Below are 23,388 nucleotides of genomic sequence, written 5' to 3'. Positions count from 1 at the left end.
TGTTGGTTTTTACAAATGATTAAAAAGAAATATCCATGATTGTTTCCATAAATAAAACAAAAACAACGACCATCAGGCGTTTGGCTGAGGTCGTTTTTGGAGCTTCTGCTCCCGTACTTTTTAGCTTATTATCTCTCAGTGCTAACGCTCAGAACCCTGCTCCCGCCAAGCCGCAATCTAAGCCAATGGCGCTGGTCGGAGGGACTGTTCACGTAGGCAACGGAACGGTGATTGAAAAGGGCGTGGTGGTGTTTGACAAAGGGGTACTTACCGCCGTGGGCGATGCCAGTACAGCGTTTGATAAATCAAAAACTGAAGTAGTTGACGTCACAGGTAAACACTTGTACCCAGGTCTTATTGCGATGGGCTCAACAACGGGTTTGGTCGAAATTTCATCGGTGAGAGCCACGGTCGATAATCAAGAAATAGGGAACATTACTCCGAACGTGAGGGCCTTAATTGCGTACAACACCGACTCAGAAGTGATTCCTACGTTGCGTAACAATGGATTGCTATTGACCCAAGCGACGCCCCAAGGCGGTACGCTTTCAGGTTCTTCATCGGTGATGGAACTAGACGGTTGGAACTGGGAAGATGCCGTGCTCAAAAAAGACGATGGGCTTTGGCTAACGTGGCCTGCGTTCTTTGCCCGTGAGTTTAACTTTGATGATTTTTCGGTAAATCTCCAGCGTAACACGCGCCGTCAAGAGGTTATAAACTCGCTGGCAGAGCTTTTCTCTGATGCTCGTGCATATAGCCAAATCAAAAACCCAGCCATTACCAACCTCAAATTAGAGGCGTTGCGTGGTCTTTTTGATGGACGCCAGAACTTGTACATCCGTGCTGATAATAGCAAAGACATTGTAGAGTCAGTGAAGTTTGCCAAACAGCAAGGCGTGAAGAAAATCATCATCATTGGAGCAGAGGATGCCTTGCGGGTGGCGGAGTTTTTGAAAGAAAATGGCGTTGCTGTTGTTTTGGGTGAAACGCACCGTTTGCCTACGCGTCAAGATGAACCTGTGTATCAGCCGTATCGTTTGCCTGCGATGCTTCAAAAAGCGGGTGTAACGGTAGCTTTGAGTTATGGCGAAGCCTATTGGCGGACACGTAACCTTCCTTTTACGGCGGGAACAGCCGCAGGATTTGGGGGAATATCTTCAGAAGAAGCCCTAAAAATGATTACGTCAACTCCTGCCAAACTGTTGGGAATTGATAACGTTGTGGGCACAATTGAAAAAGGAAAACTAGCGACCTTGGTCGTCTGTAAAGGGGATATTTTGGACATGCGCTCAAACGGCATTGACCATGCCTTCATTCGCGGGCGCAAAATTGACCTCGACGACCGCCACAAACGCCAATACCGCAAATACACCGATAAGTATGAGTTAAAATAAATTTTGAATGTCGAGTGCAGAATGCAAAATATCGAGTTTAATATTCGACACTCTGCATTCTGCACTCGACATTTATTTTTTGTCATTCTAATAAGTGACCCACGTGTCTTTTCCACCTCCTCCTTGCGAAGAGTTAACGACGAGGGAGCCTTTGCGTAAAGCAACGCGCGTTAGTCCACCTGGAATAACGTTGATACCATCGCCGTACAAAATGTAAGGACGTAAATCAACGTGGCGGCCTTCGGCGTGGTCGTCCAAGAAACAAGGCACGCGAGAAAGCGAAATCACGGGTTGAGCAATATAATTGCGCGGATTTTCTTTGATTTTTTGGCGGAAAATCTCGTGTTCTTCTTTCGTAGCTTTAGGGCCAATCAGCATCCCGTAGCCACCCGCTTCGTTGGCTTCTTTAATAACTAGATTTTCTACGTTTTCAAGCACGTATTTAAGATCATCGTCTTCGCGACAGATGTAGGTGCGCACGTTAGGAATAATCGCTTCTTGGTCTAAGTAGTACTTAATGATGCGCGGCACGTAGGCATAAATTACCTTATCGTCGGCCACGCCTGTTCCTGGGGCATTGGCCAATGCAACTCGCCCTTTTTTATAGACATCAAAAATGCCAGGAATCCCTAGCAGTGAGTGCGGGTTAAATACTTGTGGGTCGAGGAAGGTGTCGTCGAGGCGACGGTAAATTACATCCACGATTTCAAAACCACGCGTGGTGCGCATTTTTACGTAACCACCCGAAACGACTAAATCGCGGGCGTCAACGAGCTCAACCCCCATTTGTTGTGCCAAATATGAGTGCTCAAAATACGCAGAGTTATAAATCCCAGGCGTGAGCACCACAATGTTCGGGTCGGGACGGTCGGCAATGAATTTCAGCATCTCAAACAAACGCGCAGGGTAATCAGACACAGGACGGACACCCGTACGAGCGAGTACTTCGGGGAAAATCTGCTTAGAAAGCTCGCGGTTTTCGAGCATGTACGACACCCCCGACGGGCAGCGAAGGTTGTCTTCGAGTACCATAAACTGACCATCATCGCCACGGATAAGGTCGGTTCCTGTGATGTGGCACCAAATGCCTTTGGGTGGTTTTAAGCCTTTGCAAGCTTCCAGATAACACTTAGACGTCTCAATTAAATCGCGGGGAACAACGCCATCTTTTAAAATCTTTTGATCGTTGTAAATATCGTCAATAAAAAGATTAAGCGCCGTAATGCGTTGAATAAGACCTTTTTCCATGCGGTTCCACTCGTCGCCCGTTACTACCCTTGGAATAATGTCCAAGGGCATGATGCGTTCAGTTCCTTCACCTTCCGAATACACGTTAAAAGTAATTCCCATCGACATCAGTGCGCGCTCCGCAGTGTGCTGACGGTTAGCGAGTTCTGTATTGTTGAGCTGCTCTACACGTTGCTTAAATGCTTCGTACCCAGGGCGTACTTTGCCATCAGGGGTAAACATCTCATCATAGAACTTTTCGGTATCATAGTTTTTGAATGAAAATTGCATAATGGTGAAAAATCGTTGGTGAGTTATTTGTTTTGCCGAACAAGATATGGATAAAGTAGAGATTTTACCAAATTTTCTGTGGTAATTTGTTCTTTTGGTTAGTATTAATGGACAAGTTTCGGAAATTATTGGATTATGCCGTACTTTGTATAGTATTTTGCCGTTAAGTTTTTACTTTAAATAAGTACATTGTTACTTTAGAGCCCTTACTTTTACAACACCTACTTTACTGCTGCTAAAATGTCGAATCGCTTTTGGATGATTGTTGTTGGATTGCTTATTTGTGTTCAGGGGCGGGCACAACATTGGCTTGGAATTTCGTCGAGTAACTATGCAGGAACCAACGCCCTTTTTCTCAATCCAGCGCACGCCGCCGATTCGCGACATAAGTTGTACATCAATTTGGTGGGGAACGATATTTTCTTGGCTAATAATTACATCCGTTGGGCTGCTCCGTATTCCATGTTCGGAATCATGACCAATACCGTTCCTAAAAAATACCGAAGTGAGCGGGGGGCAATTATTTGGAAAGAAGAATATTACCAAGAACGCCTCAACGGGGAGCGTAAACATTTACACGCGGGGGGGGATTTACGCGGCCCGTCATTGCTGTATTCTTTTAATAACAATCGTTTTGCCATTGGTCTAATCAGTCGTGGGAGATATGCCATGAGCCTAACGGATGTCACGGAAGAAACCGCACGGGTGATTCGATTTGGTACTGATAATAAAGACCTTCAAAGCAAAGACTTTCGTAACCAACAAGCCCAATTAAATACCAATGGATTTCTGGAAATGGGGATGACGCTGGGGGCAGTGGTGGCTGATTATGATGAACATTTTTTGAAAGTAGGCGCAACTGTAAAAAGGTTGGTGGGGGTTTATAACGTCCACGCGGATGTAAGAAATACCGACCACCGAATCGCGGTGGAGAGTTTAAACCGCGAGAGGGAGTTTATTATTGTTCAGAACCTCGATGCAACCTATGGCTATACCACAGGGGCTGCTTTTGATAACATTGGTCTTAGCCCTAAATTTCTGTTTGGTAATGCGTCGGCGGGAGGAAGCTGGGGGGCTGATTTGGGGGCGGTGTATGAATATCGCCCTGAGTTTAATGAATATACGCGGAAAGTTCCCAAGAGAGGCAAAGAGCCCGACCCAAACAAAAACAAGTATAAGTTTAGGATTTCGGCAGCGATTACGGATATAGGGCGGCTTAACTATAAAAACCTGAATTATACAAGGGAAATAGATGTCCAAAAGGTTAGAGATGAATTTTCTTATACAGAATTTAATATGGCCAACACAACACCGCTTGCGGTGGCTGCTGTCAATCGCTCACTGTCGGTAAATCCAGACGATGCACCTCGTGCTTTTAAAGTTGGTCTTCCGCTAGCGGCCAATGTCAGCTTTGATTACCACCACAGTGGCCCTTGGTACGTGAATGCCATTTGGGTTCAAGGGTTGAGGGGAAAAAACTACATGAACATTAGACCACAGTCAGTTTTAGCCGTAACCCCAAGGTACGAAACGCGTTGGATTGAAGTCTCTGCCCCCGTGAGTCTATATGATAACTACCGCGCCGTTGCGGTAGGTTTAGCCGCTAGGATAGGGCCTATTATTGTTGGGACAGATCATTTTACGGGACTTTTTGGCATTGGAAAACCACAGGGAGCCGATTTTTATTTCGGGCTTTTTGCGCCTATCTTCCATCGAAAACCCAAAGAAGCCATCAAATGTTGGTTTCCACCCTACGAGAAACTCTTAAAGCGCAAACGCTAATCTAATAACATGGAAGCCTACGTTACCGCCGAACATTCCGCCGAAGGAATTGCCACTATTACGTTTTTTCATCCTGCCCAAAACTCAATGCCAAGTGCGCTTCTCCAACGTTTGGCTGCTACTATTTCGGAAGTGGGAGAAGACGAGCGAACCAAAGTGATTGTGCTAAAAAGTGGAGGAGAGCGTACCTTTTGTGCGGGAGCAAGTTTTGAAGAACTAGCTTCTATCGAAACCGAAGAACAAGGGTTGGCTTTTTTTTCGGGTTTTGCCAATGTTATAAATGCTTGTCGGCAAAGCTCCGCCATCGTGATTGGGCGCGTGCAAGGCAAAGCCGTCGGCGGAGGCGTAGGACTTGCCGCTGTCACTGACTATTGTTTGGCAACCCAACACGCCGCCGTACGTTTGAGCGAATTACTAATTGGCATTGGGCCTTTTGTCGTAGGGCCAGCCATCGAAAGAAAAATCGGTATGGCGGCTTTTTCACAAATGACCCTCAATGCGCCTACCTTTTATTCCGCAATTTGGGCTAAAGAAAAAGGGCTGTACGCCGAGGTGTACGAATCCATCGAAGCGCTGGACGATACTGTGGCTACCTTAGCCCGTCAGCTGGCAAGTTATAACCCCGATGCGCTTCGACAGCTTAAAAAGGTGTTTTGGGAAGGAACTGAGCACTGGAGCACGTTGCTTTACGAACGTGCAGCCATGAGTGGCCGATTGGTGTTATCGGAACAAACGCGCGCCGCCATTGCCCAATTTAAGGCTTAATAACCGTACCAATCCCCCCACCATTTTTGCAGGCTTTTTCTGATTTCGTTTTCGCGGGCATTTTGGCCAGGTTCGTAGAGCTTTGTTCCTTTCAATTCATCAGGCAAAAAGTCCAAAGGCGTAAAATTGCCTTCGTAATTGTGTGCGTATTTGTAGTTTTTACCGTAGCCAATTTCTTTCATCAACTTGGTAGGTGCATTGCGCAGGTGCAGTGGAACAGGTAAATGCGCCGTTTTTTCGGCCAATTCTAAGGCTTCGTTAATGGCCACATAACTAGCATTACTTTTGGGTGAGGTCGCCAAATACACTACTACTTGGGATAAAATAATGCGTGATTCGGGGAAACCAATCGCTTTTACGGCATCTACGCAGGCATTGGCCATGATCATGGCGGTAGGGTTGGCATTACCGATGTCTTCCGATGCCAAAATCAACATCCGTCGGGCAATAAACACGGGATCTTCGCCCGCGTGAATCATGCGTGCCATCCAGTATAGCGCTGCATTGGGGTCGCTGCCGCGCATGGATTTAATAAAAGCCGAAATGATATCGTAGTGCTGTTCGCCTGACTTGTCGTATCGTGCCAAATTTTGCTGCGCCACCTCCGTCACAGTATCGTCGTTAATCACGATTGGGTTTTCGTGGAAATGCGCATTAACCACCAGTTCTAACAAATTAAGCAGCTTACGGCCGTCTCCTCCCGACAAACGAAGTAAGGCGTCGTAAGAATCAAATTGAATGGTTTTTGTTTTTAAAATTTCGTCCTTTTCGGCGGCTTGGTGGAGCATTTTGATGAGTTCTTCTTGCCCCAAGCCTTCTAAAATATACACCTGACAACGCGATAACAAGGCGGAGTTGATTTCAAACGACGGATTTTCGGTCGTAGCTCCAATGAGCGTAATCTGGCCTTTTTCTACTGCACCCAGCAAAGCGTCTTGCTGACTTTTATTGTAGCGATGAATTTCATCAATAAATACAATCGGAGGGAATAATCCTGACGGCCGTGATAACACTTCACGTAGTTCTTTTACCCCCGAACTAATCGCACTCAGGGAATGAAAAACCCGTTTGGTAGTTTCGGCAATGAGCAGTGCCAATGTTGTTTTACCTACCCCTGGTGGTCCCCACAAAATCATGGAGGGAATAAGGTTGTTTTCAAGGGCTCGCTTGAGTGCGCCATTGCGGCCTAAAAGTCGAGGCTGACCGATGAAATCTTCAAGGGTGCGCGGGCGCATACGTTCGGGGAGGGGTGCTTGCATGGTTGCTGTTATTAGTGGGGCAAAAATACAAACCTTTGTGCCTTTTCGCGCAGTTTTCCTTTTTTACTATTCCCAAAATACTTTCTAGGATGTATCTTTGAAACTATAACATTCTACATTTTATGGCGCATTTTCGTATTGCTACTACCAACGATATTGAGACAATTGCTCACCTTCACGCGGCGAGTTGGAAAACAACGTACCGAGGCATGTTATCGGACGATTACCTCGATAACCATGTAACAGCCGATCGTATCAAGGTTTGGACTGAGCGGATTGAACATCCTGCCGAAAACCAGCGCATTATTTTGTGTGTAGATGACCAAGACAAAGCCATGGGATTTGTGTGTGCTTATGGTAGCTCAACCGACCCTTTCGGTACATTTATTGATAACCTACACGCGGCGCCTGAGTTGAAAGGGAGAGGGGTTGGAAGGAAGTTGATGCGGAAAGTCTATGAGTGGAGCCTTGAAGTCTATCATCAGCCGAAGATTTATCTTAAAGTGTTGGAAGACAATCTTCCTGCACGAGGTTTTTACGAGAAAGTAGGGGGCGTAAACCAAGCAATACTCACTGAAGTAATGCCAGGGGGAAGTACTGTAAAGGCTTGTCGATTTGTGTGGGATACCTTTGAATTTTAATAGATAAAAAAAGCCCGCAACTCAGTTGCGGGCGTAAGATTAAGGTGTCGGAATAGTAATATATTCTTAAACAATTACGTGTTCAGCCGATAATTGCTTCTTCATGCTTGTCAAAGCGCCAAAAACCAAGTTATACACCGACTGGATATTGATTTTCATGAAGTTTGAAATTTCTTCGTTGGTCATATTGACATAAAACTTCAAGAAAATAGCCTCGCGCTGACGGCGTGGGAGGCGTTCCATCGCTTCGTTGAGGTTGCGGTTGGTTTGTAAATACTCTTCTTGAGCAATTACGTACGACTCCGCCGAAGCAGTGTAAAGGTGGTGGTACTCCAAAGGAATTTCTTCGCTGCTCGTGTTTTTCTGTTGAGCATTGAGATGGCGAACCAATTTACGTTTAATCGAAGCCATCAAATAATAACGAACCGATGTGGTGTCACCAAGCGTGTGACGGTGTTGCCAAAGTTCTACAAACAAATCGTGAATACAATCTTTAATCAAAGCTTTATCGACACTAAATTGCGTACAATAGTTGTACAAAAGCTGAACGTAACATTGATAAAGTTTTGCAAACGCTGCCTCGTCGTCTTGACGAAACTGATTCCAAAGAGTTACCTCTTCCTGAGTAGTTAGATGAAACCGGGGCATTTGGGTGGAGGGGTTTGGGGTTTTGAAACAATCACAGCCCAAATGTAATTTTCTTTATATTAAGTTGCAAAATAAAAAGTGTTTTTTTTACATTTAATTTTCAGAATATAATTTGGTGAATTGAAATGTACTCCCATCAAATAATCCTAAATCGCTCATTTTCAGAGAAGGAATTACAAGTAGCCCCATAAAAGATAATGTCATAAAAGGGGACGCCAGCGTCGAATTTAATGTTTGCTTAACAAAAGAATCTAGCGCTGTATATTGATTTGCGACTTCGTAGCCGTCTTTATCCGACATTAATCCTGCAATTGGCAGCGATAAAATATGACCACTTCCTTCACCACCTACAGCACTGACGCCACCATGGGCTTCAATCACCAAATTGATGGCTTTGGCAAGGCTTTCGTCGTCACACCCCACCGCAATAATATTGTGTGAATCGTGCGCTACCGACGAGGCCAATGCGCCGTTGGTGAGGCCAAAATTTTTAATAAAACCAATCGCAACAGGAGCAGGTTGATAACGATTTATGACGGCGATTTTGAGAATATCGCGCTCGGTGTCTGAAACAATGTAACCCGCTTCGACGCGGGCGGGTACCTCAAGCAGGTTGGTGATTAATTGACCATCTAGGGCTTCAATGACTTTCAAAGCAAGAAAAGTACTGGGAGCTGGAATGGCCAAGTCGGATGCTTGGCAAGGCTGACAATCAAACTGATTGACGATTGGACTGCGTAAATCAGGCAAGAGAGACGTGCCACGGTCAGCTACTTTTTCGCCATTGATGTAAGTTTCGAGAATGGTAAAATCATGCAGGTTATCCACGATGATAAAGTCCGCCGAATCGCCTTCTCGAAGCAACCCCACGGGCAGGCGATAATGCAACACAGGATTGACACAAGCAGCCCGCAAAACATCGAAAAGCTTGTAGCCCTTGGCTAAAGCGCGCTTCACCAGTTGATTGATGTGACCATCGACCAGGTTATCAGGATGCTTGTCGTCCGAGCAAAACATCAATCGGGAAGAATATTGTGCCATCAGTGGAATAAGCGCTTCAAAGTTTTTGGCAGCACTTCCTTCTCGAATCAAGACGTATTCGAGTCCAAGCTGGATTTTTTCAAACGCTTCTTCGTAGGTAAAACACTCGTGATCGGTGGTGATGCCCGTTTCAATGTATTTTTTTGCTGCCTCTCCTCGAAGCCCAGGTGCATGGCCGTCGATGGGTTTGTTGAAGGCATTGGCCCACTGAATCTTCATCATTACATCAGGGTCTTCGTTAAGCACCCCAGGGAAATTCATCATTTCGGCCAAATAACCAATCTCCTTTAATGCCAACAATTGTCGAACTTCTTTGACGGAAATGGTGGCGCCTGCGGTCTCGAAAGTGGTCGCAGGTACGCACGACGGCGCACCAAAGCAAAACTTAAAGGGAACTCTTTGGCTGTCTTCAATCATGTATTCGACGCCTTTTACGCCCAATACATTCCCAATTTCGTGCGGGTCAGAAACTGTTCCCACTGTGCCGTGTACCACTGCCAGTCGGGCAAATTGGGCGGGTGTCAGCATCGAACTTTCGATATGTACGTGGGCATCAATAAAACCAGGTAGTACGTAGGGAGCACCTACTCGTTCTCCTCCGAGAATAGAAATGTTGACGATGCGGGTGTCTTCAACGTCGATTTCGGCATAAGAAATGATGTGATCAAACACATTGAGGAGGTTGGCAGTAAATCGCATGGGGCTTGTAAAGGTTAATGGTTTGGTCAAAGGGAGAAACGACGATTTTGTGATTTGTGCCAGAAACTCCTAACTTTTCGCCAAAGAGTGCTAAAATTAGATTTTTCATTAAAAGAAATCAAATTTTTGACAATTTCATGCTAAAACGACCGCGTTTACCCATGATTTCGGTGCATGTCCCCTTTCTTTGGGTAGGTGGACTGACATTTTTTCCGTGGGTCTTTTTTAAGAAACAAAATCCTCCTGCGTGGCTTATTAACCACGAGCGGATTCATTTGAGGCAACAGGCGGAGATGGGGCTGCTTTTGTTTTATGTTTGGTATATTTTGGAATACCTAGTGCGCCTTATCGTTTATCGGCACCGCTACCGAGCTTATCGAAACATTTGTTTTGAGCGCGAAGCCTATGCCAATGACCAAAATTTGACCTACCTAAAAACACGAAAAGCGTGGGCGTTTTGGAAGTATTTGTAGGATAACCTATCTTTGGTCTATTAAAATCTCTTTGTAAAAATACGCGAAACTTGGGTGGCTTCTGAGTATTCCCATCCTTCTCAGTCGATGAAATAACGACTGACTGTTTTCTTATTTTTCAATTTTTACAAAGACTTTTTATGAATTCTTCCCCAATTATTGCCGTGATAGGCGGCACAGGTAAATCAGGCGCTTATTTAGTACAAGAACTGCTTCGACAAGGCTTTCGTTTGAAGCTATTGATTCGTGATGCTTCTTCAAGAGACTTACCTTTGTTTTACAGCCATCCTGCTGTTAAAATTTTGGATGGCAATGTCCGAGATTATGAAGTCGTGCGTCGGTTGATTCAAGGCTGCGATGCGGTGATAAGTACGTTGGGTTTAGGTATCCCTAACAGTGAACCTACAATCTTTAGTCAATCTACGCAAAACATACTTAGTGCGATGAATGAGTGCAACATCGAACGGTATATTGTGACTACAGGATTGAACGTAGATACCCCTTTCGACAAAAAAAGTGCTAAAACGCAGTTCTCAACCGAATGGATGAGAACCAATTTCCCGCTTTCTACCGCCGATAAACAACGAGAATATGAGATTTTGAGTGACAGTGAAGTGCAGTGGACATTGGTTCGGCTTCCACTTATCGAGCTGACGGATAGTCGAAAAGAGGTTTTAATAAGTACAGAAGACATGCTGGGTGAAAAAATTAGCACAACCGATTTGGCGTGCTTTCTGATAGCACAACTCAATGACCACACATATTGGCAAAAAGCTCCGTTTATTGGCTCAGTATGAGTAATTTTGTAGCTTGTTAAGCGCCTTCTGTTAACCTAAACCGTTTTGCGTATCGATGAGACTTTTACTGTTGTTATGCTTGCCCCTTTTTACTTTTGCCCAAACTGCGCCGCCTTATCAAGTCAAGTTTACCAATGAAAAAATAAAAATAGACGGTGTGCTTGATGAACAAACGTGGGCGGCCATTCCTACGATTGGAACCTTTTGGCAGTATTTTCCTGCCGATACGCTCAAAGCTGTTTACAAAACCGAAGTGAAATTGACGTTTGATGACAAAAACATCTACGTCAGTGCCAAATGCCACGCGCAGCATAAAAACTACGTGGTTTTGTCGTACCGTCGGGATTATCGGGCAGGCAGCAACGACAATGTGAGTTTTATTTTTGATACCTTCAACGACCGTACCAATGCCTTTCTGTTTGGCACCAATCCGTTGGGCGTCATGCGGGAGGCATTGCTGTACAATGGAGCTACCGACAATACGTTCTTCAGCGAGTTTTGGGACAACAAATGGACGGCGGAGTCGAAGATTTATGACAACTACTGGACGACCGAAGTAGCAATTCCGTTTACGACTTTGCGTTTTAAAGAAGGAACGACTCAGTGGTTATTCAAAAGCTACCGTTTTGATACCCAAATCAATGAGCAAAGTACAGTAGTTCAAATACCCCAAAATCAATTGATTATGAATTTGGGGTATTCTATTCCCATTGTTTTTGAAAAACCTCTGCGCAAAACGGGAGCAAACATTTCGTTGATTCCGTACATTGCGACGGGCAATTCGCAGGATTTTGTCAATCGAAATAATCCCAACAATGGTACCCGTTTTAACGTGGGTGGGGACGCTAAAATCGCTGTGACGTCGGGACTGAATTTAGATTTGACGGTCAACCCAGACTTTTCCAATGTCGAAGCTGACCGTCAGATAATTAATCTCACTCGTTTTGATATAAATCTCCCCGAACAGCGCCAGTTTTTTCTCGAAAATTCCGATTTGTTTTCGGGCTTTGGAAGCTATGTCATCAACCCATTTTTGCCCCCACAGGGGAATTTAGGCGGTGCAGGAAATCAGATTTTAAGTCCCTTTTTCTCGCGCCAAATAGGCATTGCCAAAGATTCAACGACAGGCTTGGGCGTGCCGAATCGTATTGTATATGGAGCACGTTTGAGCGGGAAATTGGATGACAACTGGCGCATAGGTTTGCTGAATGCCCAAACGGCCGACGATGAATTTAAGGGGATTTCGGGCGCAAACTTTGCCGTGGCGTCGGTGCAGCGGAAGGTGTTTAGCCGCTCTAACATTGCCGCGATTTTTGTCAATAAACAAACGTTGCACCCAGAAATGGGGAGAAATTTGTCGAGTTTTAACCGCGTGGGAGGGTTAGAATATAATTTCACTTCGCGAGACAGCCGTTGGCAAGGCAAAGCGTACTATCATCAATCTTTCAGCGAAAACAAACAAAAGGAGGCGTTTGCCAACGGGTTTTCGCTGATGTACAGTGTGCTGAAATACACTTTCCGTTGGGCGCACGATTGGGTCGGAAAAGGTTATGACGCTGAAGTAGGTTTTGTTCCACGAAAAGACTTCTTGCGTATTAATCCAACGCTCGGATTTTCGTTTTACCCCCGCACGCGTTTGGTCAATCGGTACAGTGTCGGAGTGGCGTTGGAGCAGTACTCCATGCCCAATATCGGGATAACCGACCGTACGGCGGGGCCATTTTTGTCGATGTCGTTTCAGAGTTCTGCACGAATGCTCTTATCGTTAAATCAAAACTATACCTACCTTTTCTCAGATTTTGATGCTTTACGAAGTAACGGAAAATTGCCGTCGTTGAAACAGGGGGGAAGTTATACGTACTACAATGCTTCGTTGAATTACTTTTCTGACCAGCGTAAAAAATGGTGGTTGTTTGCCCAACCGCTGATTGGCCAGTACTACGACGGTACGATTGTGAGTTTGGCAGGTTCGCTCAATTACCGTTATCAGCCTTACATTGCGTTGGCAATGAATTTTACGTATAACCGAATCAATTTACCCATCGGAGAAAATAATGTGTTTTTAATTGGACCACGGTTGGATTGGACTTTCTCCAAAAAGGTATTTTTGACGACTTTTTTGCAGTATAACAGTCAGTTTGAAAACATGAACATCAACACTCGTTTTCAGTGGCGGTTTGCGCCTGTGTCTGATTTCTTCTTGGTCTATATCGACAATTACAACACAACCAACGGAGAGTCAAGAAACCGTTCTATTCAAGCGAAATTGACGTATTGGTTTAATTTGTAGTGTTAACACATAGGACACATTAAAATAGACACATAGAAAATAGAGAGAACAGCTTTATTTTCTATGTGATAAATCTATGTGAGCTATGTGGTTATCTAGTGTTTTTATGGCCAAAAAATAAGCTGAAAGCCCTCTGAAAGAAGACTACCGTTAAACAATCCCCTCTAACCCGCTGTTATTCGACGAATCTAACGTAATTTTGCAAACCAATTGCCTATTGGTAAGCTAGTATAACGACATTTTGAATGAAGAATATTCGTAATTTTTGCATTATTGCCCACATTGACCACGGCAAAAGTACTTTAGCCGACCGCTTGTTGGAGTTTACCAAAACGGTTACTGACCGTCAGATGCAGGCCCAGCTGTTAGATGATATGGACTTGGAACGGGAACGGGGTATCACCATCAAGAGCCACGCCATCCAGATGGACTACATGTATAAAGGGGAAAAATATACCTTAAACCTCATTGATACACCAGGCCACGTTGATTTTAGCTACGAAGTATCGCGCTCGATTGCGGCCTGCGAAGGTGCGCTGCTTTTGGTGGATGCTTCGCAAGGCGTAGAAGCGCAGACGATCTCTAACCTTTACTTGGCCATGAACCAAGGGTTGGTCATCATTCCTGTATTGAATAAAATCGACCTCCCAGGGGCAATGCCCGAAGAGGTAAAAGACGAGATGGAAGACCTCCTCGCCTGCGACCGTAATGACATTATTCCAGCGTCAGGAAAAGCGGGTATTGGGATTGAAGATATTCTAAATGCCATTGTAGAGCGAGTGCCTGCACCGTCAGGAAATCCAGATTCAGAACTCCAAGCCTTGATTTTTGACTCGGTCTTTAACTCATATCGTGGGATTGAAGTAATTTTCCGTGTTCAGAACGGAAGCATCCGTAAAGGTGACAAAGTAAAATTTGTGGCTACGGGTAAAGAGTACAACGCCGACGAAATTGGAACGCTTCGCCTCGAAAAAGAGCCGAAAGACGTCATTGAATGTGGCGACGTAGGTTATTTGATTTCGGGAATTAAAGTAGCCAAAGAAGTAAAAGTAGGGGATACCATTACCCATACCGAAAAGCCATCTAAAGAAGCCATCAAAGGTTTTGAGGAAGTAAAACCAATGGTATTTGCGGGATTATACCCCGTCGAAACCAGTGAGTTTGAAGAAATGCGCGAAGCAATGGAAAAACTCCAGCTCAACGACGCAGCCTTGGTGTGGGAACCCGAAACATCGGCGGCCCTAGGTTTTGGTTTCCGTTGTGGGTTTTTGGGAATGCTCCACATGGAGATTGTCCAGGAGCGTTTGGAACGTGAGTTTGATATGACGGTTATTACCACCGTCCCTTCTGTGAAGTTTAAGGTAGTGACGACCAAAGGTGCGGAGTTAGAAGTAAGTGCTCCTTCCGAAATGCCTGAGCCGACGTATATTTCGTGGATAGAAGAACCATTTATTAAGGCCCAAATCATCACGAAGTCGGAATACATTGGCCCTATTTTAAAGCTGTGTATGGATAAACGCGGTTTATTAAAAAACCAAAATTACCTGACGGCCGAGCGCGTTGAATTGATTTTTGAAATGCCGTTGGCTGAGGTAGTTTTTGATTTCTTTGATAAATTGAAAACCATTTCTCGCGGCTATGCGTCCCTTGACTATGAATTGCTCGACTACCGCGAGTCAGACATGATTAAGCTGGACGTGATGCTCAACGGCGACGGAGTGGATGCACTTTCGGCCATTGTTCACCGTACGAAGGCTTATGAATGGGGTAAAAAACTTTGCGAAAAATTGCGCGAGCTGATTCCGCGCCAAATGTTTGAAATTGCGATTCAAGCGGCAATTGGTCAAAAAATCATCGCCCGTGAAACCGTCAAAGCCATGCGGAAAGACGTATTGGCAAAATGTTACGGTGGGGATATTTCGCGTAAACGTAAATTGTTGGAAAAACAGAAAAAAGGAAAGAAACGAATGCGTCAAGTGGGCAGCGTAGAGATTCCTCAAGAAGCATTTATGGCGGTGTTGAAGATCAATTAATGATTTTAAACACACTTTATTATGGGATTGCCAGAGGATAACCACTACTACTACACTATCGCAGAATACCTCGAACTGGAACGCCAAACGGGCATTAAGTACCAGTACGATGGAGGAGAGGTGTTTGCAATGGCAGGAGGAACTACCGAGCACAGCCGAATAAGTACTAACGTAACAGGTGAACTTCGTCAGGCTTTGAGGCGGAAGCCGTGTAATGAATACAACAGTGACCTAAAGATTGCTATTAGCGAAGAAAAGTACCGCTATGCCGATGCGTCCGTCATTTGTGGACCTGTGGAGTTTTACGAGGCAAATCCCGAGGCAGCTAAAAACCCCGTGCTGATTGTAGAAGTGCTTTCCGAAAGTTCTGAATCTTATGATCGAGGAGAAAAATTTAAAACGTATCGCCAGATTGCTAGTTTTCAGGAGTATGTGTTGATTGAACAACGGTTTCCTTTGGTAGAAGTCTTTTACAAAGTAGATGATAAGACGTGGGAATACCGAGTCTATGAACAACTCGACCAAACCGTCACATTTTCTTCCATCCAAGCCGAAATTCCAATGGAAGAAATATACAGCGGAATAAACTTTGAATCCCAAAAGTCAAACTAATTCTGAAAGAAGATGACGACTTTTGCGTGATTCTACTAATTTTGACCCTTGAAATTTAACGAAAAAGATTCCCTATTCATACCCACTCACTATGGCTGAAGTAATTCGAATGCCCAAAATGTCTGATACAATGACCGAAGGGGTCATTGCAGCTTGGCACAAAAAAGTAGGAGATGTAATCAAATCAGGTGATATTATCGCCGAAGTAGAAACTGACAAAGCGACCATGGATATGGAGTCGTACCAAGAAGGTACACTTCTTTACATTGGCGTAGAAAAAGGAGCGGCTGTACCCGTTGATGGTATTCTGGCCATTATTGGAGCTCCAGGCGAAGACTATCAAGCATTGTTGGGTGGAGGTACTGCGCCTGCCCCCGCTGAAGCTCCAGCCGCGCCTGCTCCACAAGAAGTAGCTGCGCCAGCGGCAGCGCCTGCTCCTGTTGCGGCAGCTGCACCAGCAGTTCCAGTGAATGCAACTGTGGTACGAATGCCTAAAATGTCGGATACGATGACCGAAGGGGTGCTTGTAGCATGGTTGAAAAAAGTAGGAGATGTAGTGAAGTCGGGTGACATTATTGCCGAAGTCGAAACCGACAAAGCAACAATGGAACTTGAAAACTATGAAGACGGAACACTTCTTTATTTAGGAGTGAAAGAAGGCGAAGCCGTACCTGTCGATGGTATTATTGCTATTGTTGGTGAGGCAGGAGCTGATTATCAATCTCTTCTAAGCCCACAAGCAGCTAGTACACCTGCGCCAGCAGCACCAGAGGCGGCGGCTTCTGCTCCAGTGGCAACTGCTGCTCCAGCCGCTGCTACAAGCGGAGATGGACGCATCAAAGCGTCTCCGTTGGCAAAAGCACTTGCCAAAGATAAAGGTGTTGATTTGAGCCAAATCGTAGGTTCTGGAGAAGGCGGTCGTATCGTGAAAAAAGATATTGACGGTGCTTCTGCGGTTAGCAGTCAGCAGCCAGCAGTTAGCAGCCAGCCAGTAGCACCAAAAGCACAACCAGCTGCACCAGCGGTGGCGGCAGCCCCTGCGGTTGGAGATTTCGAAGATACTCCAGTATCGCAAATGCGTAAGACGATTGCTCGTCGTTTGAGCGAGAGCCTATTTACTGCTCCGCACTTCTACCTTACCATGGAAATTACCATGGATAAAGCGATGGAATTGCGTGGTAAAATCAATGAAGTTAGCCCAGTAAAAGTGTCGTTCAATGACATGGTTATCAAGGCGGCAGCGTTGGCACTTAAACAACATCCTGCCATCAACTCGGCATGGTTGGGCGACAAAATTCGTAAATACAACTATGTAAACGTTGGGGTAGCAGTAGCGGTTGACGAAGGCTTGTTGGTGCCTGTGGTTCGGGATGCTGATAAGAAAACACTTTCTGTCATTGCAAGCGAAGTGAAAGACATGGCAGGAAAAGCGAAAGATAAAAAACTACAACCGAAAGATTGGGAAGGTAATACATTCTCGATTTCTAACTTAGGGATGTTTGGTATCGACGAATTTACGGCCATCATCAACCCGCCAGATTCGTGTATCATGGCCGTAGGAGGTATCAAGAAAGTAGCAGCTTTCAAAGAGGACGGTAGCATTTATCCTACCAATATCATGAAAGTAACGCTTTCGTGTGACCACCGCGTGGTGGATGGTGCTACGGGTTCTGCTTTCTTACAAACATTCAAGAAGTTGTTGGAAAACCCACTCGGAATGTTGGTTTAGCATTCTGAAACCATAGTATCCCTCTCCTGCGTTATTGTCGGGAGAGGGATTTTTTATGGGTTATTTCCTTCCATAAATGAGGAATAAACAGTCAAAACAAATTTTAAAAATATGCAACCAATTCATGCCACTACAGTAGTGGGAATTATTCATAACGGTGAGGTAGTTGTGGGTGCCGACGGACAGGCTACAATGGGAAATACCGTAGCAAAAAGCAACGTTCGTAAAGTAAGAAGCCTAGCAGGAGGTAAAGTCATTGCAGGTTTTGCAGGCTCTACGGCCGATGCGTTTACTTTAATGGAGCGTTTTGAGGAAAAGCTCAATGCCTACGGTGGAAACTTAAAACGCGCTGCCATCGAATTAGCCAAAGATTGGCGTACCGACCGCTATTTGCGCCGCTTGGAAGCCATGATGATTGTCGCAGGAAAGGGTGAGTTGCTCGTCATTTCAGGTACTGGCGACGTTTTGGAACCCGATAATCAGGTTGCTGCGATTGGGTCTGGGTCTATGTTTGCGCAATCAGCGGCCTTGGCACTCAAAAAACATGCACAGCACCTTTCGGCCGAAGAAATGGTAAGGGAAAGCTTACACATCGCTGCCGACATCTGTATTTATACCAACCATAATTTAGTTGTGGAGAAAGTCAACGACTAAGCCAATGGATTTGTAGTAGCTTTTATATTTATACAAAGCGCCCCGTCATTGAGTTGACGGGGCGCTTGTCGTTTCCATGGCTTGTAAGTTTTAAAAAAATGGCTGTATGGCTGTTGGGTGATTCAAAAGTAGGGTCTAGTGGCATATTCTGCTAAAAAAAGTGATAAACACCCCTATTCGCGGTTTGAAATACAAACTTTATGTGATTTAGTTTCACATGGACAAACTCCGCGTTGGTCAGCCCAAAGACCAAATTCGTCCAATAAACCAACGTCATAAAGATTATGTAACCGATATTTGCCTTAAAAAGAATTTCACAGCAACATGAACCAGTGGCATAAATACAAATACCACATTTTCTTTTGGACTTTTTGGGGAGCCTTGCTGCTTCTACAGGACTCTATAAGCAATTACCTGCAAGGGCGATTTGAGCAGACCTTTACGTGGCACTATTTCTATTGGTTTGTGTTGCATATGGTGTTGGTGACAGGAGTTACCTATGGCTATGCGTATCTGCTCAAAATAGTCCCTTATTCTGGAAATAAAACCAAATGGCTGCTGAGCTCTTTGGCGTTACAAATATCAGTAACAGCCGTTTTTTCATTCTTCCGTACTTATGTTACTGAACTGCTCTTTGGATCTCCTTCAGACGAGTACCTAAGTAGTTTTTTAGACTACTTCCCTTGGTTACTTCGTACGTCGATGGTGTTTATGATTGTAGGATTTGGGTATCGAATTTTGATGGATTACTTTGAAGAACAAAAGAAACGCCAAACGCTGGAAAAAATGGCTTTGGTAGCCGAATTAAGCTCGCTGAAAAATCAGATTAATCCTCACTTTCTTTATAATACCCTCAGCTACCTTCACGCGCAGGCAGTGCCACTTTCAGAATCGTTGGGGGACGCCATCTTATTGTTGTCGGATATGATGCGATACAGCTTGCACGATACAGACGAAACTGGCTTGGTATCACTGGAAAAAGAAGTAAACCATATTAATAATTTTATTACGATTCATCAACTTCGTTTTGGGAATAATCTTGCCGTTGAGTTTACGGTACAAGGTAATTTAACAAACAAACGCATTCTACCTTTGGTGCTTATTTCATTCGTCGAGAATGCCTTTAAACACGGAAAAAAGACCAAGGCTGAAGAACCTATCCAAATTCAATTGCAAATAACACCTGATTCTTCGTTGGTGTTTACAGCGAAAAACCGAAAGTTGGAAGGCCCGAAAGACCATTCAAGCGGCATTGGCCTAAACAACGTACGACGTAGGTTAGAATTAGTTTATCCTAATTCACACCAGCTAACTATCAACGATACGAAGCATTATTTTGAGGTTAACTTGGTCATAAATCACGTTTAACAATGAGTGAGAATCTGTACATTTGTGGTTCGGACCAATCCCCAATTACGATGTCAATTCGTTGTCTTGCCGTTGATGATGAGCAACATGCACTCGATAATATCAAACGCTACGTAGAAAAAATACCTAATTTAGAGCTTGTCGCTGCGACAACTGATGCCATTGAAGCGTTTCAGTTGATTCAAAAAGAGCCGATTGACTTGGTATTTTTGGATATTCACATGCCCGAAATTACGGGGATTCAGTTTCTAAAGCTTCTCGGTGGGCGAACGAAAGTCATTCTTTGCACCGCTTATCCCGAATATGCGCTCGAAGGGTATGATTTAGACATTGTTGATTATTTGTTGAAACCCATGCGTTTTGAACGTTTTTTGAAAGCAGTTCAGAAAGCACAAACTTTACTTGAAGCCGAAGAACAACCCAAGACGGCTTCTCCTTCGGCTACATCGTTTCTCGACGATTATATTTTTGTGAAGACCGAAACCAAAGGAAAATTGCTTAAAGTAGTTCTTTCCGAAATAAGATACGTAGAAGGGCTAGGAAACTACGTCTCGATTTTTACCGACGAAAAACGTATCGTCACCCTGCTTACTATCAAAGAGCTTGAAGAGCGATTGCCGAAACCTTACTTTCTGCGGGTGCACAAGTCGTACATTGTGGCATTGGCTAAGATTCAGGGTATTGATGGTAATCAAATCATGGTTGCCGAAGGGCACATTCCACTGGGAGATACCTACCGCGAAGCCTTTTTTAATGGCCTTCAACAAAAAATTGTCGCTTCTAAAAAGTAGTCACTACCTTCGTTTTATTTTCAGTCTAAACTATGAAATATTTGATTGTTGGCCTTGGAAATATAGGCCCAGAATATGCCCTTACGCGGCATAATATTGGTTTTATGGTGCTCGATCGCCTGGCAGCGCAGCATGATTTTAAGTTTACCATGCAAAAATTGGCCTACACGGCTGAGTTTAAACATAAAGGCCGTCAAATTTACTTCATTAAGCCTACCACTTACATGAACCTCAGTGGCAAGGCGCTGCGCTACTACATGGATGCCTTTAAAGTGCCTTTGGAAAACGTAATGGTAATTACGGACGAAATCCAATTGCCGCAAGGAAAAATAAGAATCAAACCTAAAGGGTCGAATGGGGGGCACAATGGCTTGCGCAACATTGAAGAATTGTTGGGGACGCAAGAATACGTCCGAATGCGCTTCGGAGTAGGCAGTGATTTTCCGCGCGGGCAGCAGGTTAGGTATGTGTTAAGTAATTTTCCAGAAGATAGTTTTGAAGAACTACTTATTGATTTGGACCGTGCTGGCGACGCAGTACTCAGTTTTTGTACTTTAGGAATACAAAATACGATGAATAATTTCAATCAATGATTGTATTTTTTAAAGAACTTTATTTTTTTGTTAAAAAAAATTTTATCGACATTTTATTTTTTTAACCAAAATAAAATTCTGACAAAAATCATAAATCTTACTTATACTGTTCCTAAAACCCTTATTTATAGAAGTTTAGTCGAAATAATATTTTAATTTGTGAAAAATGAAAATTTGCAGATTAAAAATTTATCCCGACCTTTGTATCGTTCAATGAGCAAGAGCAAAATTGAACTTTATTATGAAAGCAGCGGTTAACTCAATTATATTTGCAATTGCACTCGGATTTGTACTTTTAGCGACCGAGTCAAACGCAAAAGAAAGTAACAAAACAAACGCCAGCCCGAAGGTTACTTCACTGGTGAAAGCGCAACAAAAGGCATTCGAGCAGTACATCAATGAACAGTACACGCCTTTCGTTGAACAAGAAGATTGGAAAGTTTTTGTAGAAATTGTGACTTATTACAACAACTCCCCGTCTAAGTTTTTGAATGTTGACGCTGAAAAGCAAAAGCAGTTTAGAAACGCAGTTAGTCTAATGATTCATTCGCTGAGTACTAGCAATGATACAAATGCAAAAGACTGGTTGCAAAGTTTAAAAAAGACATCACATAACATCAATTTTCTCTGGAAGCTGGACTGGAATAGTCTCATGGAAAGCGAAGAAGTTGAAAATCAAGGGGAACAAATTAGCTCACTCAATGGTTTTTAAAGAACAAGAGAAAAATTGATAGATAACAATATTAGTTTTTTCATGTAGAAAAGGTTAAGGGTTTAGGAATAGTCAGTATAAAGCCCCGCTCACGATAGCGGGGCTTTATCTTTTTTAGGCAATGACATTTCTAATCACTTTGCCTGCCGTATCGGTCAGTCGGAAATTTCGTCCTTGAAACTCGTAGGTGAGTTGTTCGTGGTCAAAACCAAGTTGGTGCAAAATCGTCGCCTGTAAATCGTGAATGTGCGTTCGGTCTTTGATGCCAAAATACCCTAGCTCATCGCTTTCTCCCATACTAAATCCTCGCTTGACACCACCTCCTGCCATCCAGCACGTAAACGCATCGGTATGGTGGTCGCGGCCTTTGAAAGGCATTTTTTTGCCGTTGCGGTTTTCTTGCATTGGCGTTCGGCCAAATTCCGTGCCCCACACCACCAACGTTTCATCCAACATACCGCGTTGTTTCAAATCCAACAGTAAAGCCGTGATGGATTGGTCGATTTGATTAATTTTATCGCGTAACCCAAATTCCAACGAAGTCCCTTTCCCGTCGCCGTGGGTGTCCCAGCCCCAGTCGTATAACTGTACAAAACGAACGCCTTTTTCGACCAATTTACGCGCCAAGAGGCAGTTGTTGGCAAAAGATGATTGCCCTGGTTGGGTGCCGTAGAGTTGATGAATGTAGGTGGGCTCTTTGCTAATATCCATCACTTCAGGTACTGATACCTGCATTTTGAAGGCCATTTCGTACTGCGCAATACGAGCCAATGTTTCGGGGTCTTTAAATTCCTCGTATTGTTGTTGATTGACTGCGGTAAGCGCGTCAATGGCTTTTTTACGTAGATCTCGGTCTAAGCCGTTGGGGTCGCTCAAAAACAAAACGGGGTCACCTTCGGAGCGGCATTGGACTCCTTGGTAAACCGATGGTAAAAAACCATTTCCCCAGACCGATTTTCCCGCATCGGGGGCTTTCCCTCCCGATGTAAGCACGACAAAGCCTGGCAAATTGGCGTTTTCGGAACCCAACCCGTACGTTACCCACGAGCCCATCGAAGGGCGACCTAAGCGCGCACTGCCCGTGTGCATAAACAACTGTGCGGGAGCGTGGTTAAACTGGTCGGTGTACATGGCTTTCAAAAAAGAAATTTCATCGGCCATTTGGGGTAAATAGGTAAAATAATCGGACATCCATGCGCCTGATTGGCCGTGTTGCTTGAACACGCCTACCGACCCAAGCATGTCGGGCACTCCACGGATGAACGCAAATTTTTTGCCTTCCAAAAACGAAGGAGGGCAAGGTTTACCGTCCAATTTGGCCAATTCGGGCTTGTAATCCCACAGCTCAAGTTGCGACGGAGAACCGCACATGTGCAAGAAAATCACCGATTTAGCCTTAGCCGCAAAATGTGGAATCTTGACATCCAATGGATTGGTAACAAGCTGTTTTTTAGTACTCCCGTTGCCGCAGCTTCCAAACATGGTTCCTAAGGCCATCATGCCCAGCCCCGAAGTACATTGCTTGAGAAAATGCCGCCGAGTTTCCAACAGAGCGGATTCGATTTGAAGTTCGTTTTGAAGTTTCATGG

Annotated in this window: 20 protein-coding genes; 15 read left to right on the top strand and 5 right to left on the bottom strand. The window is 44.4% G+C overall.

All coding sequences use genetic code 11. From position 1 onward, the window contains the following. Positions 1 to 35 precede the first annotated feature (35 nt). On the top strand, positions 36 to 1,394 hold the full coding sequence (locus AC23P2_RS10620) for an amidohydrolase family protein (protein ID WP_487773166.1): 1,359 nt from the start codon (positions 36 to 38) through the stop codon (positions 1,392 to 1,394). 87 nt (positions 1,395 to 1,481) lie between these two features. Here AC23P2_RS10620 and AC23P2_RS10615 read toward each other — a convergent pair whose 3' ends face one another. Then, on the bottom strand, positions 1,482 to 2,912 hold the full coding sequence (locus AC23P2_RS10615; protein ID WP_183971138.1) for a circularly permuted type 2 ATP-grasp protein: 1,431 nt from the start codon (positions 2,910 to 2,912) through the stop codon (positions 1,482 to 1,484). Between the two features lie 240 nt (positions 2,913 to 3,152). Here AC23P2_RS10615 and AC23P2_RS10610 point away from each other — a divergent pair, with 240 nt between their 5' ends. Together AC23P2_RS10610 and AC23P2_RS10605 are read left to right on the top strand one after the other, a co-directional pair. Further along, positions 3,153 to 4,694, top strand: coding sequence for a DUF5723 family protein (locus tag AC23P2_RS10610; protein ID WP_487773165.1), 1,542 nt, complete (start codon positions 3,153 to 3,155; stop codon positions 4,692 to 4,694). 9 nt (positions 4,695 to 4,703) lie between these two features. Next, complete coding sequence (locus tag AC23P2_RS10605; RefSeq protein ID WP_487773164.1) at positions 4,704 to 5,459, top strand: enoyl-CoA hydratase/isomerase family protein; 756 nt, start codon at positions 4,704 to 4,706, stop codon at positions 5,457 to 5,459. On the opposite strand, the gene AC23P2_RS10600 is transcribed toward AC23P2_RS10605, so the two are convergent. Continuing rightward, positions 5,456 to 6,718: a replication-associated recombination protein A gene (locus AC23P2_RS10600; protein ID WP_487773163.1), complete on the bottom strand. Its 1,263-nt coding sequence runs from the start codon at positions 6,716 to 6,718 to the stop codon at positions 5,456 to 5,458. The two genes, AC23P2_RS10605 and AC23P2_RS10600, sit on opposite strands and share 4 nt — an antisense overlap. 122 nt (positions 6,719 to 6,840) lie before the next feature. Between AC23P2_RS10600 and AC23P2_RS10595 the strand changes: the two genes are divergently transcribed. After that, on the top strand, positions 6,841 to 7,359 hold the full coding sequence (locus tag AC23P2_RS10595; protein WP_487773162.1) for an N-acetyltransferase family protein: 519 nt from the start codon (positions 6,841 to 6,843) through the stop codon (positions 7,357 to 7,359). A gap of 66 nt (positions 7,360 to 7,425) precedes the next feature. Here the strand turns inward: AC23P2_RS10595 and AC23P2_RS10590 are convergent, their stop codons facing one another. Together AC23P2_RS10590 and ade are read right to left on the bottom strand one after the other, a co-directional pair. After that, positions 7,426 to 8,007, bottom strand: a complete 582-nt coding sequence (locus AC23P2_RS10590) for an RNA polymerase sigma factor (RefSeq protein ID WP_028521893.1) — start codon at positions 8,005 to 8,007, stop codon at positions 7,426 to 7,428. 93 nt (positions 8,008 to 8,100) lie between these two features. Beyond that, positions 8,101 to 9,747 carry an adenine deaminase gene (gene ade / locus AC23P2_RS10585; RefSeq protein WP_487773161.1) on the bottom strand — a complete coding sequence of 549 codons (1,647 nt, stop codon included), beginning with the start codon at positions 9,745 to 9,747 and terminating at the stop codon, positions 8,101 to 8,103. A 137-nt stretch (positions 9,748 to 9,884) separates the two neighbouring features. Here ade and AC23P2_RS10580 point away from each other — a divergent pair, with 137 nt between their 5' ends. From AC23P2_RS10580 to AC23P2_RS10530, 11 genes are all read left to right on the top strand, one after another. Then, on the top strand, positions 9,885 to 10,220 hold the full coding sequence (locus AC23P2_RS10580) for a hypothetical protein (protein WP_487773160.1): 336 nt from the start codon (positions 9,885 to 9,887) through the stop codon (positions 10,218 to 10,220). Positions 10,221 to 10,360: 140 nt separating this feature from the next. Then, complete coding sequence (locus tag AC23P2_RS10575; RefSeq protein ID WP_487773159.1) at positions 10,361 to 11,017, top strand: NAD(P)-dependent oxidoreductase; 657 nt, start codon at positions 10,361 to 10,363, stop codon at positions 11,015 to 11,017. Positions 11,018 to 11,072: 55 nt separating this feature from the next. Beyond that, positions 11,073 to 13,307 carry a DUF5916 domain-containing protein gene (locus tag AC23P2_RS10570; protein ID WP_487773158.1) on the top strand — a complete coding sequence of 745 codons (2,235 nt, stop codon included), beginning with the start codon at positions 11,073 to 11,075 and terminating at the stop codon, positions 13,305 to 13,307. 245 nt (positions 13,308 to 13,552) lie between these two features. Then, the gene (gene lepA, locus AC23P2_RS10565) at positions 13,553 to 15,340 is read left to right on the top strand and encodes a translation elongation factor 4 (protein ID WP_487773157.1); all 1,788 of its coding nucleotides are present in this window, start codon (positions 13,553 to 13,555) and stop codon (positions 15,338 to 15,340) included. Between the two features lie 21 nt (positions 15,341 to 15,361). After that, complete coding sequence (locus tag AC23P2_RS10560; RefSeq protein ID WP_487773156.1) at positions 15,362 to 15,952, top strand: Uma2 family endonuclease; 591 nt, start codon at positions 15,362 to 15,364, stop codon at positions 15,950 to 15,952. Between the two features lie 91 nt (positions 15,953 to 16,043). Beyond that, positions 16,044 to 17,681, top strand: a complete 1,638-nt coding sequence (locus AC23P2_RS10555) for a pyruvate dehydrogenase complex dihydrolipoamide acetyltransferase (protein WP_487773155.1) — start codon at positions 16,044 to 16,046, stop codon at positions 17,679 to 17,681. A 111-nt stretch (positions 17,682 to 17,792) separates the two neighbouring features. Next, on the top strand, positions 17,793 to 18,335 hold the full coding sequence (gene hslV / locus AC23P2_RS10550; RefSeq protein ID WP_028521883.1) for an ATP-dependent protease subunit HslV: 543 nt from the start codon (positions 17,793 to 17,795) through the stop codon (positions 18,333 to 18,335). Between the two features lie 324 nt (positions 18,336 to 18,659). Then, positions 18,660 to 19,703 (top strand): sensor histidine kinase, encoded by a 1,044-nt coding sequence (locus tag AC23P2_RS10545; RefSeq protein ID WP_487773154.1) that lies wholly within the window; start codon positions 18,660 to 18,662, stop codon positions 19,701 to 19,703. A 2-nt stretch (positions 19,704 to 19,705) separates the two neighbouring features. Beyond that, a complete protein-coding gene (locus AC23P2_RS10540) occupies positions 19,706 to 20,494 on the top strand; it encodes a LytR/AlgR family response regulator transcription factor (RefSeq protein ID WP_487773153.1) in 789 nt (262 codons plus the stop codon). Between the two features lie 32 nt (positions 20,495 to 20,526). Next, positions 20,527 to 21,087, top strand: a complete 561-nt coding sequence (pth, locus tag AC23P2_RS10535; protein WP_028521881.1) for an aminoacyl-tRNA hydrolase — start codon at positions 20,527 to 20,529, stop codon at positions 21,085 to 21,087. 241 nt (positions 21,088 to 21,328) lie between these two features. Beyond that, entirely contained in the window at positions 21,329 to 21,799 is a 471-nt protein-coding gene (locus AC23P2_RS10530; RefSeq protein WP_487773152.1) for a hypothetical protein, read from the top strand. A gap of 114 nt (positions 21,800 to 21,913) precedes the next feature. Here the strand turns inward: AC23P2_RS10530 and AC23P2_RS10525 are convergent, their stop codons facing one another. Beyond that, positions 21,914 to 23,386 carry a DUF1501 domain-containing protein gene (locus tag AC23P2_RS10525; protein WP_487773151.1) on the bottom strand — a complete coding sequence of 491 codons (1,473 nt, stop codon included), beginning with the start codon at positions 23,384 to 23,386 and terminating at the stop codon, positions 21,914 to 21,916. Positions 23,387 to 23,388 lie beyond the last annotated feature (2 nt).

Source organism: Runella sp. R0.1_18, assembly GCF_057652155.1.
The sequence above is the reverse complement of the archived record's forward strand: the minus strand, read 5'-3'. Positions and strand labels throughout refer to the sequence as shown.

Bases quoted from the DNA above. Each gene is read 5' to 3' on its own strand.
- AC23P2_RS10530 (WP_487773152.1), top strand. From the start codon at position 21,329: ATGAAAGCAGCGGTTAACTCAATTATATTTGCAATTGCACTCGGATTT.
- AC23P2_RS10615 (WP_183971138.1), bottom strand. From the start codon at position 2,912: ATGCAATTTTCATTCAAAAACTATGATACCGAAAAGTTCTATGATGAG.
- lepA (WP_487773157.1), top strand. From the start codon at position 13,553: ATGAAGAATATTCGTAATTTTTGCATTATTGCCCACATTGACCACGGC.
- AC23P2_RS10610 (WP_487773165.1), top strand. From the start codon at position 3,153: ATGTCGAATCGCTTTTGGATGATTGTTGTTGGATTGCTTATTTGTGTT.
- AC23P2_RS10525 (WP_487773151.1), bottom strand. From the start codon at position 23,386: ATGAAACTTCAAAACGAACTTCAAATCGAATCCGCTCTGTTGGAAACT.
- AC23P2_RS10555 (WP_487773155.1), top strand. From the start codon at position 16,044: ATGGCTGAAGTAATTCGAATGCCCAAAATGTCTGATACAATGACCGAA.
- AC23P2_RS10605 (WP_487773164.1), top strand. From the start codon at position 4,704: ATGGAAGCCTACGTTACCGCCGAACATTCCGCCGAAGGAATTGCCACT.
- AC23P2_RS10600 (WP_487773163.1), bottom strand. From the start codon at position 6,718: ATGCAAGCACCCCTCCCCGAACGTATGCGCCCGCGCACCCTTGAAGAT.
- AC23P2_RS10575 (WP_487773159.1), top strand. From the start codon at position 10,361: ATGAATTCTTCCCCAATTATTGCCGTGATAGGCGGCACAGGTAAATCA.
- AC23P2_RS10580 (WP_487773160.1), top strand. From the start codon at position 9,885: ATGCTAAAACGACCGCGTTTACCCATGATTTCGGTGCATGTCCCCTTT.
- AC23P2_RS10560 (WP_487773156.1), top strand. From the start codon at position 15,362: ATGGGATTGCCAGAGGATAACCACTACTACTACACTATCGCAGAATAC.
- AC23P2_RS10540 (WP_487773153.1), top strand. From the start codon at position 19,706: ATGAGTGAGAATCTGTACATTTGTGGTTCGGACCAATCCCCAATTACG.
- ade (WP_487773161.1), bottom strand. From the start codon at position 9,747: ATGCGATTTACTGCCAACCTCCTCAATGTGTTTGATCACATCATTTCT.
- AC23P2_RS10590 (WP_028521893.1), bottom strand. From the start codon at position 8,007: ATGCCCCGGTTTCATCTAACTACTCAGGAAGAGGTAACTCTTTGGAAT.
- AC23P2_RS10620 (WP_487773166.1), top strand. From the start codon at position 36: ATGATTGTTTCCATAAATAAAACAAAAACAACGACCATCAGGCGTTTG.
- AC23P2_RS10595 (WP_487773162.1), top strand. From the start codon at position 6,841: ATGGCGCATTTTCGTATTGCTACTACCAACGATATTGAGACAATTGCT.
- AC23P2_RS10570 (WP_487773158.1), top strand. From the start codon at position 11,073: ATGAGACTTTTACTGTTGTTATGCTTGCCCCTTTTTACTTTTGCCCAA.
- pth (WP_028521881.1), top strand. From the start codon at position 20,527: ATGAAATATTTGATTGTTGGCCTTGGAAATATAGGCCCAGAATATGCC.
- AC23P2_RS10545 (WP_487773154.1), top strand. From the start codon at position 18,660: ATGAACCAGTGGCATAAATACAAATACCACATTTTCTTTTGGACTTTT.
- hslV (WP_028521883.1), top strand. From the start codon at position 17,793: ATGCAACCAATTCATGCCACTACAGTAGTGGGAATTATTCATAACGGT.